General features: G+C 65.8%; 10 protein-coding genes. 4 read left to right on the top strand and 6 right to left on the bottom strand.

Annotated elements, in window-relative coordinates:
- Positions 1–95 precede the first annotated feature (95 nt).
- Positions 96–1,433, top strand: coding sequence for a GH1 family beta-glucosidase (locus tag ASC68_RS24875; RefSeq protein ID WP_055885755.1), 1,338 nt, complete (start codon positions 96–98; stop codon positions 1,431–1,433).
- A gap of 206 nt (positions 1,434–1,639) precedes the next feature.
- Here the strand turns inward: ASC68_RS24875 and ASC68_RS24870 are convergent, their stop codons facing one another.
- The 6 genes from ASC68_RS24870 to ASC68_RS24845 all read right to left on the bottom strand — a co-directional run bounded on the left by ASC68_RS24870 (position 1,640) and on the right by ASC68_RS24845 (position 7,895).
- The gene (locus tag ASC68_RS24870; protein WP_055885752.1) at positions 1,640–2,386 is read right to left on the bottom strand and encodes a GntR family transcriptional regulator; all 747 of its coding nucleotides are present in this window, start codon (positions 2,384–2,386) and stop codon (positions 1,640–1,642) included.
- Between the two features lie 13 nt (positions 2,387–2,399).
- A complete protein-coding gene (locus ASC68_RS24865; RefSeq protein WP_055885749.1) occupies positions 2,400–3,287 on the bottom strand; it encodes a carbohydrate ABC transporter permease in 888 nt (295 codons plus the stop codon).
- A gap of 7 nt (positions 3,288–3,294) precedes the next feature.
- Positions 3,295–4,239 (bottom strand): sugar ABC transporter permease, encoded by a 945-nt coding sequence (locus tag ASC68_RS24860; protein ID WP_055885744.1) that lies wholly within the window; start codon positions 4,237–4,239, stop codon positions 3,295–3,297.
- A 63-nt stretch (positions 4,240–4,302) separates the two neighbouring features.
- Positions 4,303–5,541, bottom strand: coding sequence for an extracellular solute-binding protein (locus ASC68_RS24855; protein WP_055885740.1), 1,239 nt, complete (start codon positions 5,539–5,541; stop codon positions 4,303–4,305).
- 33 nt (positions 5,542–5,574) lie between these two features.
- Positions 5,575–6,663: a sn-glycerol-3-phosphate ABC transporter ATP-binding protein UgpC gene (gene ugpC / locus ASC68_RS24850; RefSeq protein WP_055885737.1), complete on the bottom strand. Its 1,089-nt coding sequence runs from the start codon at positions 6,661–6,663 to the stop codon at positions 5,575–5,577.
- A gap of 8 nt (positions 6,664–6,671) precedes the next feature.
- A complete protein-coding gene (locus ASC68_RS24845; RefSeq protein ID WP_055885732.1) occupies positions 6,672–7,895 on the bottom strand; it encodes an enolase C-terminal domain-like protein in 1,224 nt (407 codons plus the stop codon).
- Positions 7,896–8,121: 226 nt separating this feature from the next.
- On the opposite strand from ASC68_RS24845, the gene ASC68_RS24840 reads away from it, so the two are divergent.
- From ASC68_RS24840 to ASC68_RS24830, 3 genes are read left to right on the top strand one after another with little or no spacing between them, the layout of a single operon-like run.
- Entirely contained in the window at positions 8,122–9,213 is a 1,092-nt protein-coding gene (locus tag ASC68_RS24840) for a lactonase family protein (RefSeq protein ID WP_055885729.1), read from the top strand.
- Positions 9,214–9,249: 36 nt separating this feature from the next.
- Positions 9,250–11,865: a hypothetical protein gene (locus tag ASC68_RS24835; RefSeq protein ID WP_055885725.1), complete on the top strand. Its 2,616-nt coding sequence runs from the start codon at positions 9,250–9,252 to the stop codon at positions 11,863–11,865.
- Positions 11,866–11,890: 25 nt separating this feature from the next.
- Positions 11,891–14,527 (top strand): glycoside hydrolase family 38 C-terminal domain-containing protein, encoded by a 2,637-nt coding sequence (locus tag ASC68_RS24830; RefSeq protein WP_055885720.1) that lies wholly within the window; start codon positions 11,891–11,893, stop codon positions 14,525–14,527.
- The last annotated feature ends 145 nt before the right edge of the window (positions 14,528–14,672 follow it).

Below are 14,672 nucleotides of genomic sequence, written 5' to 3'. Positions count from 1 at the left end.
GACAGGGGTGGGGGTCCGCGCGCACCGGCGTCGCGGTTCTCTCCCACTCACATCAGTTCAGTCTTTCCCCTCCCGTTTCACAGGACGGTTCTGCTTTGCCAAAAATTCTGCTGCCCAAGGACTTCACCTTTGGCGTCGCCACCAGCGCCTACCAGATCGAGGGCGCCTGGAACGAGGACGGCAAGGGCCCCTCGATCTGGGACACGTTCACCCAGACCCCCGGCAAGGTGGCAGGCGATGTCTCCGGCAATCGCGGCGTCGAGCACTATCGGCGCTACCGCGAGGATGTCGCCCTGATGCGCGAGCTCGGCATCGAGAGCTACCGCTTCTCGCTCAGCTGGTCGCGGCTGATGCCCGAGGGGACTGGCCGGGTGAACCAGGCCGGCGTCGATTTCTATTCACGGCTGATCGATGAGTTGCTGGAGCAGGGCATCGCCCCCAATGTCACGCTCTATCACTGGGACCTGCCGCAGGCGCTCGAGGGTCGGGGCGGCTGGGTGACGCGCGACGTCGTCGGCTGGTTCGGCGACTATGCGGCGCTGGTGTTCGACAGCTACGGCGATCGCGTCCGTCGCTGGGCGACGCTCAACGAGCCGATATCCATCTGGGTCGGCTACGGCATGGGCGCTTTCGCCCCCGGCCGCACCGACGAGAAGGCGGCGCGCCAGGCGATGCACCATGCCCTGCTGGCGCATGGCCGCGGCGTCGAAGCGTTCCGCGCTGCCGGCAGCCCGGGCGAGATCGGCATCGTCCTCGATATCTGGCAGCGCCATCCGGCGACCGACAAGCCCGAGGACAAGGCTCTAGCCGAACAGGACGAGGATAGCGGCTTCCGCTTCTTTCTCGACCCGTTGCTCGGCGGCGGCTACAGCGAGCGTCTCACCCAGCGGCTGACCGCCGAGGGCACCATGCCTGAGCTCGAGGCCGGCGACCTCGAGCTGATCGCCACGCCGATCGACTATGTCGGGCTCAACGTCTACTCGCGCGTCGTGGTCAGCGCCGAGCACTACAACCCGAAATGGTGGGTCGCCGACGAGTGGCACCCGGGCGGCAACTTCCTCGATAACGGTATGGAGTTCTACCCCAAGGCCGTCTACGACGCGATCCAGATGGTCAAGACCGACTATGGCTTCGACCGCCCGATCTTCATTACCGAGAACGGCGTCTCCGACGGCAAGACCTTGGCCGATCCGCTACAGGACGATGAGCGCATCGCCTATGTCGGGGCCTTCCTCGAGTGGATCGCCAAGGCAATCGACGAAGGCGCCGATGTGCGCGGCTACTACCTCTGGTCACTGCTCGACAACTACGAATGGGCCGCCGCCTACACCCAGAAATTCGGCATCGTCCACGTCGACCTCGACACCATGCAGCGCACGCCCAAGGCCTCGGCGCTGTGGTACCGCGATGTGATCAAGCGGCGCGGGGTTTAGGGGGCTCACCGCATTGGGGAGACGGCGTCACGCGCGTGGATAGCTTGGTGTGGGAAGACTACCCCCCACCCTGTCCCTCCCCCCGCAAGGGGGGAGGAGACCAAAACACTGACGCCGGTGAGAGCGTCTCCCTCCCCCTTGCGGGGAGGGGACAGGGGTGGGGGTGCTCTTCCCGCACCGGCCTATCATCGGGTTCGAACCCCGACCTACTGCTCCACCCCAGCCGCCTCGCGCACGAAATACTCCGGATGCGCCGAGCGGATCACGTCGAGTTCGTGCATCACCGAGGCGAGGTGCACGGTCATGCTTTCGTCGGCGCCTTTGGCGTCGTGCGCCTGCAGCCGCGCCAGGATTTCCTCGTGCTCACCGACGATAAAATACATGTGCTCCTGGCTGAGCAGCGACAGCCGGCGGATGCGGTCCATGTGGAACTTGGCTTCGCGCACATCGTCCCAGATCGTCTCGAATCCGGCTGCCTTGGCAATCAGGGAGTGGAACCGGTCATCCGACTGCAGAAAGTCCTGGTCGTCGCCAAGCCCGGCAAAGGTCTGCTCCAGGACGATCTCGCGCTTGAGGAGCGCCGCGATTTCCGGCGTCAGCCGCTCGGCGGCAAGCCGGGCGAGCGGGCGCTCCAGCGCCTCGCGGATGAATCGCGATTTGGCGATCAGGTTCTCGCTGAGCGGCGAAACGATGGTGCCGCGCTGCGGCAGGATTTCCACCAGCCCGCGCCGTGCCAGCCTGGCGAAGGCCTCGCGCACCGGCGTGCGGCTGACCCCGAACTCGGCGGCGAGCCGCGCCTCGGAGAGTTCCTGGAACGGCGGCAGCTGCATATCGAGGATCTGCTGCATCAGCCGGTCATAGACCTGGCTGGCCATCGAGCCGCCATCCTGCCGCGTGCCGTAGCTGGCTTCGCTTCCGAACTCCGTCGCCGATATCCCCTTGGGGGCTTTCATGGTCGTTCTGCCGTCATTTGGTCCCCAGCTGCAATCCTGCCATGAAGTACTTCCGCAGGGCGATGAACAGCAAGACCGTCGGGATACTCGAAATCAGCGTCGCGGTAATCACCACATTGGGCCCGAGCGTCGAATAGGTGCCCTGCAGCGATTGCAGCGCCACCATGATCGAGCGCACCTCGATGCCGTTGGCGAGGATCGAGGAGAACAGCAGGTCGTTCCAGATGAAGGTGAATTGCAGCAGGAACAGCGCGATCAGCGGGCCCATCGCATTGGGCACGATCATCGAGGTGAACACCCGCCATTCGCTGGCGCCCTCGATCCGCGCCGCCTCGTCGACCTCGCGGGTGATCGCCGAGAACGAGTTCCTGAGCACCAGCAGCGGGAACGGAATGCAGATCGCCACATAGACCAGCAGCATGCCGAACCAGGTGTTGACCAGTCCGAGCCGCTGATAACCGAACAGCAGCGGTACCAGGTACATCTGGAACGGGAACAGCGTGCCGGTGAAGATCAGCATGAACCAGCCGTTCGACCCGAGCAGGTGCAGCCGGGTCATCCCGTAGGCCGCCGCCGCGGCAAACGACACCGACAGCACCGCGCCGACCAGTGCGTAGCTGAACGAGTTCATCGCCGCCTGTCCGAGGTTGGCGATGGTCCAGGCCTGCACCACGTTGTTGGCGAGCGGCGCGAGGCCGTCCGGCAGCTCCAGCACACCCTTCTTGGCGTATTCCTCGGAGGTTTTGAAGATGGTGACGAACAGGTAATAGAGCGGCGTCAGGTAGGCGATGGTGAGCGCCAGGATCGGGAGCACCAGCCAGCGGCCGCCCTGGCGCTGCGTGCGCTTTTCCTTGGCGATCAGGCCCGAGATAAACGCCTTGTCGGTGATGTCGACTGCCATGATCTGCCTACCGGATGTTCTTGCTAACGCGCGCCTGCACCACGGCGAGCAGCGCGCTGACGGTGATCACCATGGCGCCCAGCACCACGGCGACGGCCGAGCCATAGGCCCAGGCGCCGTTGGAGAAGCTCTCGTAATACATGTAGACCGCGAGCGAGAGCGTACGCTTGCCGGGGAATGAGGTCGCCATCACCCAGAGCAGGTCGAAGGTGGTGAAGCCCGCGGCAACGTTGAGAATGGTCACCACCAGCACCGTCGGCAGCAGTAGCGGCCAGACGATGTGGCGGAAAATCTGGAAGTTCGATGCGCCATCGACCCGCGCTGCTTCGATCGGGTCCTTGGGAATGGCGGCGAGCCCGAGCAGCAGCAGCACCATGGTGATGCCGACGGTCTGCCAGACGAAGGTGACGATCACCGAGCCGGTGATGGTCGCCGGATCGTACAGCCAGCCGAAATCGAACGGCGTGCCGGTGATGCCCGAAACAGCCGAATTGAGCACCCCGCGCGGCGCGTAGACATAGTACCAGATGGCGGCAACCGCCGTCGGCGCCAGCACGCGCGGCAGGAAGAACAGGCTCTTGAAGGTTTCCTGGAACGGGATGTTCCTGAGCAGCAGCGCCAGCCCGAGGCCAACCGCCAGCGGGAACACCACGGCGCCGACCACCCAGACCGCGGTATTGGCCAGCGCTTCCGAAAAGTACGGCAGGCGGAACAGCCGCGCGTAATTATTGAAGCCGGCGAACTGGTCGAGCCCGGTAAACTTCTGCCACTTGGTGAAGCTCAGGATGACGTTGAACACCACCGGCGTCAGCAGGAACAGCGTCACCATGAGCACCGCCGGGGCGATGAACAGCCAGGCGATGCGGGTCTGCTGCCAGGCGACCCGCCGCTCGCGCTGGCGCGCTTCCTTCAACACTTGCGGCGAGAGCAGGGCCGAGGCGGTGGCAATCATCCGAGACGCTCCAATCGAAGGACCGGCCGCGCCCGAAAGCGCGACCGGCTGGGAGGAACCTGCTTACTTGCTGGCCCAGTAGTCGGCGTTGATGGTCTGCATGGTCTTCATCGACTCGGCCGCCTGTTCGGGGGTCGGGTTGAACATGAAGGCGCCCATGGCCGCGACCAGGTCACCCTGGATCTGCGACGGCACGGCTTCCCACCAGCGCACCAGCGCCCGCGGCTTGGCGGCTGCCACCATGTCCTTGTTGGCCTGGATGGTGGCGTTCGGCGCGGCAGCCTTGAGGTTGCCGTTGTAGACCTGGATCTTGGTACCGAGCGCGTTCGAGGCATCGACGCCCATCATCGACTGCACGGCCTTGGCGAGTTCGGGGTTGGCATCGAGCGCTGCCTTCGAGACGACGATCGGCGAGGCTTCGACGATCACCGACTGCTGCACATCCGGCGACAGCGACGGCATCAGGAAGGTCTTGAAGTCCTTGCCCGGCTCCATCCCGGCTTCGGCGAACGAGCCCGAGTGCCAGTCGCCGATCAGATACATGGCGGCCGTGCCATCGACGAAGAACTTCTGGTCGTCCTGCTCGCGCGGGTCGGTGAAGTAGCCCTTGGCATACATCTCGCCCCACACCTTGAAGGCGTTCTGCACGGCCGGGCCGTCATAGGGGACGGTGCCGTCGGTCAGCCCGACAAAGGCGTCCGGATCGCCGCCCAGCACCAACTGGCTGAACCAGATGAACGGCATCCAGCCGCCCGAGGTCGGGCCGTTGAACGGGGTGTAGCCCGCCGCCTTCAGCTTGTCGGCGTCGGCCATCAGCTCTTCCCAGGTGGTGGGAGGGGCGGCGATGCCGGCCTTCTCGAAGGCCGCAGTATTGTAGAACACCACCCAGTTGGCGACGTTCAGCAGCACGCCGTAGGGCTTGCCGTCGACGCTGACCAGTTCGCGTTGCGCTTCGGAATAGTCGCCATTGGCGATGGCGGCATCCCAGTTGGCGCTGAGGTCGGCGGGAATGCCCGTCGCCACCAGGTCGCTCAGCTGCTGGCCGTTCCACCAGGTGAAGAACGCCGGGGCATTGTTGCCGGCGATCGAGGTCTGCATATAGGCCTGATACTTGTCGGTCGGGGTGATGTCCTGCACCGTGACCTTGACGCCCGCGGCGGTGCCGGCGGCGTCCATCATCGCGGTGATGCCCGGATTCCACTCGGTCTTGTCCGAGTTGAGGATCAGATCCTGAGCATACGCGGTGCCCGCCGACAGTACGGCGGCAAGGCCCGCTGCTGTAAAAGTCCTTAGTAACGACATGTCTCTCTCCCTTGTCGTTGTTCCCGCTGCGCCTTAGCGGAGCAGCGAATTCTGGCTTTCGTTGTCGAAGACGTGGACGCGCGCGCCGTCGATGCGGAACCGCACCTGCTGGTTGGGCTCAAGGGCGCGTGGGTGCTGCATGCGTGCGACGATCTCGGTCCCGCCGAGCTCGGCAAACAGCAGGCTTTCGTTGCCGAGCATCTCGGCGAAACTCACTTCGGCGCTGAAATTGGCGCCCAGCTCCGGTCGCGTGCCGTGCCCTTCCGGCACGATATCCTCGGGCCTGATGCCCAGCGTCACCGCCGTACCCGCTGCCGGCAGGGTGAAGCGGTCCGCCGGCACCGGGATGTCGAGTCCCGCTGCACGTATGGTATTGCCCGGCCCGACCTCGGCCTTCAGCATGTTCATCGAGGGTGCGCCCATGAAGCCGGCAACGAACATGTTGGCCGGGCGTTCGAACACCTCGAGCGGCGTGCCGATCTGCGCGACGCGGCCGTCGTTCAGCACGACGATCTTGTCGGCCAGCGTCATCGCTTCGACCTGGTCGTGGGTGACGAACACCACGGTGGCGCCGAGCTGGCGCTGCAGCCGCTTGATCTCGATACGGGTCTGGTTGCGCAGCTTGGCGTCGAGGTTGGAAAGCGGTTCGTCGAACAGGAACACCTTGGGCTCGCGCACCATGGCGCGGCCGATGGCGACGCGCTGCCGCTGCCCGCCGGACAGCTGGCTCGGCCGGCGATCCATATAGGGGTCGAGCCCCAGCATCTTCGCCGCCTCGCCGCGGCGCCGGGCGATCTCGTCCTTTGGCACCCCGCTGATGCGAAGCCCGAAGCCGAGATTGTCGCTCACGCTCATGTGCGGGTAGAGCGCGTAGGACTGGAACACCATCGAGATGCCGCGGTCGCGTGACGGCAGGTCGTTGACCAGCTTGCCGTCGATCCTCAGCTCGCCATGGGAGATCGTCTCGAGCCCGGCGATCATCCGCAGTATCGTCGATTTGCCGCAGCCGGAGGGCCCGACCAGCACCACGAAAGTGCCGTCCTCAATGTCGAGGTCAACACCCTTGATGGCGACGAACTCGCCGTAGATCTTGATGATGTCCCGGAGGGTAACGGTTGCCATGGCGCCTCTTATCGTCCGGCTGGGTCGGCGTAGCGCATCTCGGGCTGGATCGAGTACCAGTCCGGACGCTGCGGATCGCGGTCATAGGTGTAGCCGCCGACCTCGCGGTAATAGGCGGCGTATTGGGCGAGCTTTTCGCGGTCGACCTCGACGCCGAGCCCCGGCCCCTTGGGCAGCGCGATCTCGCCGTCGACATATTTGAGCTTGCCGCCGACGATGATGTCGTCGAGCAGGTGATGGTAATGCGCGTCGGCGGCAAAGCTCATGTTGGGCAGCGCCGCGCCGAGATGCAGCATCGAGGCAAGCTGGATGCCGAGCTCGCCTGAGGAATGGACGCTGGCGCCGAACTGGAAGGTCTCCAGCACCTGGCCGGCCTTGTAGGCCTGCCGCAAGCCGCCCCAGAACGTCGTGTCGAGGAGGATCACATCCACTGCGTCATGCTTGATGCAGGCGGCGAGCTGCTCGAAATTCACCACCACGGTGTTGGTGGCGGTGGGAATGGAAATCCGATCGCGCAACCGCCGCATCCCCTCGAGCCCGAAGCACGGATCCTCGAAATAGTCGTTGCGGATATGGCCGATCTGGTTGGCCACCCAGATCGACTCTTCCACCGACCACACCGAATTGGGGTCGAGCCGGAAGCGGTCGCCGGGCAGCGCCTCGGCAATCGCCGAGAACACTTCGACGTCGTGCTCTGGAGCGAACACGCCGCCCTTCAGCTTGTGCGATTTGAAGCCATGCAACTGCTTCTGCCGCTTGGCTTCGGCCACCAGCGCGTCGGCCGAGAACTCGTCGCCAAACCCCTGCTCTTCGTTGCCGTAGCGGTAGAACAGATAGCTCGCGAACGGGATCGACTCGCGCAGCGCCCCGCCTATCAGGTCGCAGGCGCGGATGCCCAGCGCCTTGCCGGCCACGTCCATGCAGGCCATTTCCAGTGCCGCATGCAGCTGCATGCGTGAATTGTAGAGGCTCGCCACCGGGTTCATGATCTTCCAGCGCAGCTGCTCGAGCTGCAGCGGGTCATGCCCCTTCAGGTAGGGCAGCAGGCCTTTGACCGCCGCTTCGGCGCTCTCGCCGCCGCCGCCGAGCTCACCCCAGCCGGAAATCCCTTCGTCCGTCACTACCTCGACGATGGTGCGCACGAACCGCCCCCAATGGGCGCCCGACGCATGCCGCAGCGGCGCCTCGAGCGGCACGGCGACGGTGGTGGCCTTGATGTCGACAATCTTCATTCGGGTGCAGCTTTCGGCGTTTCGAACGGGCAGGGCGGTGGTTCGCTGATCGATTCGGGTGCTGCTTTTGTCGCATCCCGCGTCGGCGTCGTCCGCCCTTGCCAAGACGTTGTAGGTCTACCATACTAGTTGTGTCAATTGCCCTCGATCCTGTTCCAAACGAACGGGCTTGGCAAGCGTCGATCGGGCGCGAGGGGGCAATGACGGGGAAAGCGGGAGGGACGTCGTGCCGATTTACGCATTCACCGGGAGCCTGACGCGTGCCATGCCGCAATACGGCGCGGCCAATGGCGCAGGCATTTCCCGGTTGAGCTTCGAAACCGGCCGGCTGAGTGCAGTGGATCTGGTCGGCGGCGTCGACGACACCGCCTGGCTGGTGACCGACGCGGCGCGTGGCCGGCTCTATTCGACTTGCGAGATCACCGGCACCCAGCAAAGCGCCATTGCCGCCTACGCCGTGGAGCCGGGTGGACTACGACTGATCAACCGCCAGCCGACGCGCGGCAACGAGGCCTGCCACGCCAGCCTCTCGACCGACGGAAAATTCCTGCTGGTCGCCAACTACAATGGCGCCAACCCCGAGGGCTGGCCCGACGCGGCGCTCAGCGTCTTTCCCATCGCCAGCGACGGCTCGCTCGGCGCTGCGGTGGCAAGTGTCCGCCACAGCGGCAGCGGTCCCAACGCGGCGCGCCAGACCACGGCGCATGCCCACTGCGTGCTGCCCGCTCCCTCAGGCGACATCGTCTATGTCGCCGACCTTGGCATCGACCAACTCGTCGCTTACCGGCTCGGCGCCGACGGCAGTTTGAGCCCCGAGCCGTCTCGCGATTTTACGCTGCCGCCCGGTCTCGGCCCGCGCCACCTGGTGTTCTCGGCCGATGGCAGCGCCATCTTCATGGTCAGTGAGCTGATCCCCACCGTGGTCAGCCTCGCCGTCGACCCGGCAACCGGCGCGCTGACCCAGCGCGACGCCTTCACTATCCCCTCGCTCGATGGCGGCATCGTCCAGCCATCAGGCATCGTGCTCAGCGCCGATGGCCGGCACCTGTTCGTCGGCTTGCGCGTCTGCAACGACATCCTGGCGCTCCGCATCGACGACGCCACCGGCAAGCTCACCCAGACCGGCCGCCGGCCGAGCGGCGGCACGACCCCGCGTGACCTCGCCTTCTCACCCTCGGGCCGGCACCTCGTCGTCGCCAACCAGGATTCCGATCGGCTGACGGTCTTCGCCGTCGATCACGCCACCGGCACCCTGTCCGAACCCCTGCAGCATTTCGATGTCGGCACGCCGATGTCGATCAAACTCGCCGCCTTCTAGGCGGCTCCCTCTTCACCCCGTTCATCAGAGCCACCCATGATCAACGAAATCCTCTTCGTCCATCACAGCCATACCGACATCGGCTACACCCATCCGCAGCCGGTGGTGATGGAGCTGCACCGCCGCTTCATCGACGAGGCGCTCGATATCGCCGAGCGCACGGCCGACTATCCCGATGACGCAAAATTCCGCTGGACCTGCGAGGTCACTGGCGGAACCATGGATTGGTGGGTGCACGCCGGGAATGCCGACCGCGACCGCTTCCTCACCGCAGTGAAACGCGGGCAGATCGAAGTCGCTGGCATGGGTTGGCACATGACCCCGCTGATGGACCATTCAATGGTCCTCGATGTGCTGAAGCCGCTGAAATTCTTCCGCGACCTTGGCATCCCGGTGCGCTCGGCGATGAACACCGACGTCAACGGCCTGCCCTGGGGCGTGGTCGATGCGCTGCTCGATCACGGCATCACCGGCATCTCGATGGCCATCAACGAGCACTATGGGCATGCGCTGAAACCCTGGCCGCGCGCCTTCAACTGGCAGGCGCCGGGCGGCCGCAGCATCACCGCCTATAATGGCTTCATCTACGGCGTGACCTCGGATCGCAGCCTGCAGATCCCGACCAACATGGAAGAGGCCCGGATCCGCGTGCCGCGCTGGGCCAGGAAGTGGGAGGCGACCGGCTATCCGCACCCCTTCCTGATGATGCAGATCACCAATGTCCGCTACCACGACAACGGCTCGCCGCAGGCGGCGCTGCCCGATTTCATCCGCAACTTCAATGAAGGCAACGCCTCGACCGGCGGCATCAAGCTCAGGCTCGGGACGATCAGCGAGTTCTTCGACCGTGTCCGTCAGCAGCCGGCCGAAACGATGCAGACGCTGCGCGGCGACTGGACCGACTGGTGGAATTTCGGCGCCGGCTCCACGGCGCACGAAACCGCGCAGGCGATGCGCGGCCAGCGCGATCTCGATGCCGCGACCGGCCTCGACGCCTGGCATCCAGCCGAGGCGCCGCGCCGTCGCGCCATGCTGCACGATGTCGCCCGCAAGGGCCTCGCGCTCTATGCCGAGCACACTTGGGGCGCCGACCGCTCGATCACCCAGCCATACTCGCCCGAAACCCGCACCCAGCAACTGCTGAAGCTCGCGACTGTTGCTGAAGGCGCCAGCGTCGCCCGCATGCTGCGCCGCGACGGCCTCGAACGCCTCGGCATCGAGGCCGGCGGCGACGAGCCGACACTGCTGGTCTACAACCCGCACGGCTTTGCGGTGAAGCAGTCGGTGCGGCTGCCTTACCTGCCGCCGATGACCGATGCGCCCGACCCCAAGCGCGGCTTCGGGCTCGAGGATCTGGTCCCCACCGGCCCCTCGTCGCACCGCATCCAGCGCCAGGACGTGGTGACCTCCGACCTGCCCGAGCATGGCGCCTATTACACCGCGCCGATCGAGATCCCCTCGCTGAGCTACATCACCATCCCGGCCGCCAAGGCCGCCGTGATGCCCAATGGCAAGCTCTCGGCCAGGGATGGCGTGCTCTCCAACGGCCGCCTCGTGGTCACTTTCGATGCTGCCGGCGGGCTGACCTCGCTCAAGCTCGACGACACCGAATATGCCGGCGCCGCGACCGAGCACCTGAAGTTTGGTGTGCCGGTGCTGGAGCGCGTCGCCTCCGGCATCCGCACCGATATGTTCGGCCAGCCCGATCTCGAGTCGCCTGATTGGCACCTCGCCTGGCACCGCGAGTGGCAGGCCGAGCGCTTCGACGGCAAGCTGGTCGGCAGCAGCGAGGCGGTCGAGCGCGGCAATGCCCGCATCGTCCAGAGCTTCGAGCTGCCCAATGGCGACAAGGTCGACGTGCTCTACCGCCTCGTCGGCGACGAACCGGTGCTGCATGTCGAGGCCACGGTCAAGAAGCAACCGATCGTCGAACCGCACGCCATCTACCTGCCCATGCCGACGGCGCTCGCCGCGGGCTGGGACGCGCATTACGAGACTGGCGGCGCCGTCGCCAAGCTCGACGACGAGCAACTGCCCTATGCCAGCCGCCACTACATCACCGCGCAGCGTTTCATCCGCATCGGCGATGCCAAGTCCGAGGTGACGGTCGCCTGCCCGGATGCGCCGCTCTGGCAGGTGGGCGGTTACACGTTCGGCCGCTTCGGCGATCCGGATGGCCGCGTCACCCGCGAACGCCCGACGCTGGTTGCCTGGCTCACCAACAACTACTGGAGCACCAATTTTCAGGCCGACCAGGGTGGCCAGACCAAGTACCGCTTCACCCTGGTGCCGGCGCCGCGTCGTGAGCTCGGCGCCTCGGCCCAGGCGGCGCTGAGCTATGCCCAGCCGCTGGCGACTCATGTCTACGCCGAACGCGGGGCGGTCCGCAGCACGGCGGCGAGCTTGCTGACGCTCGACCTCGGCACCGCGCTGCTGACGCGGCTCGAGGCCGACGGCAATGGGGTCGCGATCACCGTGCTCAACCCCGGTGATGTCGAAGTGCAGGCAAAGGTCGGGGCCGGCAGTTTCAAGCCCGGCAAGGCCAGCCGCACGCTGCTCTCGGGTGGCGCCGGCGAAGCCCTGCCGGTAACCGGTGGCGCGGTCGCCTTCACCATCGCGCCGCGCGCCTGGACCCGCATCGCCCTGAGCTAAGTCGACTCTCTGGAGGAGAAACCCCGTGAGCAAGATCAAGACGATCTACATCTGCAACCATGCCCACACCGATATCGGCTTCACCGATTATCAGGAGCTGGCCTTGCGCCAGCACGGCGAGTTCGTCGGCCAGGCGCTCGATCTGATCGAGGCTACCGATCGCTATCCGGCCGAAGCGCAGTATCGCTGGACCGTCGAGACCACCGGGCCGTTCCTCCGTTACCTCCGGCAGGCGAGCCCCGCCGAAGTGGCCCGCTTCCGCCACTGGCACGAGCAGGGCCGTATCGATATTGCCGGCATGCAGTACAACATGACGCCGCTGCTCAATGTCGAGCAGATGCACCGTTCGCTCTACCCGCTGCGGGCGTTGCGCGACGAGTTCGGCTTCCATGTCGAGGCCGCCATGCAGGACGACGTCAATGGCGTCAGCTGGCTCTATGCCGACCTCTTGGCCGAGCTCGGCATCAAGTTCTACACTGCCGCCATCAACCCGATCCGCGGCGCTCGCCCAAAACCGTTCCCCGGCGCCTTCCGCTGGGAAGGCCCAAGCGGCAAAAAGGTGCTGGCCTGGAATGGCTACCACTACCTTTTCGGCCGCAGCCAGGCCGGGCTCGGCAACTGGGATCTGGTCGATCGGCTGCTGCCGCGCTGGATCGACGAGCTCGAGAACGACGCGAGCTATCCGTTCGATTTCCTCTACTGCGAATCCACCCATCCGGTGCGCGTCGATAACGGTCCGCCCGATGCCCGCATGCCGGATTTCGTCCGCCGCTGGAACGACGAGCGCAAGAACGTCCGGATGGAGTTCATCACCGTCACCGATTTCGGCCGGCTGCTCGAAGACAAGTACGCCAAGGTTATCGGCACACAGCGCGGCGACTGGACCGATCACTGGGCCGACGGGGTCGGCTCTTCGGCCTTCGAGGTCGGCGTCAACCGCGCTGCGCACGAGATCGTCGGCATCGGCGAAGCGCTCGAAGCCTGGCGCCGCAGCAAGGGGCAGGGCGACTGGAACGCCCAGAGCGCGGCCAACATCTACGAGTCGATGACGCTGTTCGACGAGCATACCTGGGGCGCCTACTCGTCGGTGGAAGCGCCGCACTCGCTGTTCAGCCAGGCGCAGTGGAACCGCAAGGCCGGTTTCGCCTACACCGCCGCGATGGAAGGCCACAGCACCGTCGCCAAGGCCGCCACTGCGCTGGCGGCGCCGCTCGGTACGAAGGGTCCGGAAGGCATCTTCAACCTCGGCAACCTCGATCCCAAGGAAGCCTTCAAGGCCTCGGGCATCGACGAAGTGCTGGTGTTCAACACGCTGCCCTGGGAGCGCCAGGTGATCGTCGAGGAACCCGAGCCACGCGGCGGCGCCGCGCCGGTCGGCATGCTCGACACCTTCTTCAACCGCCGCAGCACCTGGGGCGGCCCGCGTCCCTATCCGGAGATCCGCCGCGTTGCCGGCACCATCCCGCCGATGGGCTATGCCTTCCTCGATCTCAAAACGGGCGTCCCCGCCGGCGACCTCAAGGCCAATGGCGATACCATCGAGAATCGGCACTACCGCATCCGCATCGACGGCAAGACCGGCGCCATTGCCGAGCTGTTCGACAAGGCGCAGGGCCACGATTTCGCCGGCAAGTACCAGGGCTGGGGCCCGGGCGAGTACGTCTACGAGACCGTCGATTCCCCCGACGATCGGCTGGCCATCGCCGATATCAGCTTCGACAAGCCGGAATTCTTCACCGGCCACACGGACACGCCCTGGAAGCGCGAAACCGCCACCCGGGTAACGCTCGATGCGGCCAAGCTCTTCGAAGGCCGCGCCTCGATCACTGTCCACATCGAAGCCCCGGGCGTCTCTGCTGCAACGGTCGTCTATGCGCTCGACGCCGATACAAAATGCGTCGTCGTCGACTGGAGCATCGATAAGCTCGAGCACGCCGATGCCGAGGCGGTATTCGTCGCCTTCCCGTTCAACCTCGGCAAGCCGGATTTCTTGCTCGATCTCAACGGCATCCCGGCCGTGCCCAACGCCGACCAGCTCGATGGCGCCGCCAAGGACTGGTACCCGGTGGGACGCTGGGTCGATGTCAGCGACAAGCAACGCGGCGTCACCGTCGTGCCGCTCGACGCACCGCTGGTGCATCTGGGTGGCATCACCACCGGCAAGTGGAACCGCACGCTCGAGCCCGAAAGCCCGACCATCATGAGCTGGGCGCTCAACAACCACTGGCTGGTGAACTTCAAGTCGGCGCAATCCGGCCGCATCCCGCTGCGCTATCGCCTCATCACGCATGAAGGTCCGGCCGATGCAGCCGCCGCGGCGAAGTTCGCCGCCGAAGTCGCGACCCCGCCGGTGGCAATGCGCGACATCAAGCCGACGGGCAAGCTGAGCGACAGCTTCTTCGGCACCGACGAGACATCACCGGTGCTCGTGACTGCCAAACCCGGCGAGGACAGCGGCTGGGTGGCGCTGCGCCTGCAGAACCTCTCGGCCAAGCCGGCGAGCCAGACCGTCACCTTCACCGGCAACCCGGCCGCGGCTCGCAGTGCCGACCCGACCGAGCATCCGGGTGCGGCGCTGGAGCTCAACGGCAAGGCACTTACGGTGGAGGTGCAGCCGCGGGCGATCCGGACGGTGCTGGTGCGGTTTTCGCCGGAGGGGTGAGGGTCGGCCTGTTTGGCTGTATCGTCCCCCACGCGCCGAACGGCACCTCCCCCCTTGTGGGGGAGGTTGGGAGGGGGGCGCCCCAAGCTCCGGCATCGCGGTGGTTGTTCACACCCAGATCGCTCGTGCGGCACCACCCCCTCCG

The sequence above is a fragment of the Devosia sp. Root105 genome, from assembly GCF_001424865.1.
GTDB lineage: Bacteria > Pseudomonadota > Alphaproteobacteria > Rhizobiales > Devosiaceae > Devosia_A.
This window is presented reverse-complemented; position numbering and strand designations above follow the sequence as displayed.

Bases quoted from the DNA above. Each gene is read 5' to 3' on its own strand.
- ASC68_RS24870 (WP_055885752.1), bottom strand. From the start codon at position 2,386: ATGAAAGCCCCCAAGGGGATATCGGCGACGGAGTTCGGAAGCGAAGCC.
- ASC68_RS24865 (WP_055885749.1), bottom strand. From the start codon at position 3,287: ATGGCAGTCGACATCACCGACAAGGCGTTTATCTCGGGCCTGATCGCC.
- ASC68_RS24860 (WP_055885744.1), bottom strand. From the start codon at position 4,239: ATGATTGCCACCGCCTCGGCCCTGCTCTCGCCGCAAGTGTTGAAGGAA.
- ASC68_RS24855 (WP_055885740.1), bottom strand. From the start codon at position 5,541: ATGTCGTTACTAAGGACTTTTACAGCAGCGGGCCTTGCCGCCGTACTG.
- ugpC (WP_055885737.1), bottom strand. From the start codon at position 6,663: ATGGCAACCGTTACCCTCCGGGACATCATCAAGATCTACGGCGAGTTC.
- ASC68_RS24845 (WP_055885732.1), bottom strand. From the start codon at position 7,895: ATGAAGATTGTCGACATCAAGGCCACCACCGTCGCCGTGCCGCTCGAG.
- ASC68_RS24835 (WP_055885725.1), top strand. From the start codon at position 9,250: ATGATCAACGAAATCCTCTTCGTCCATCACAGCCATACCGACATCGGC.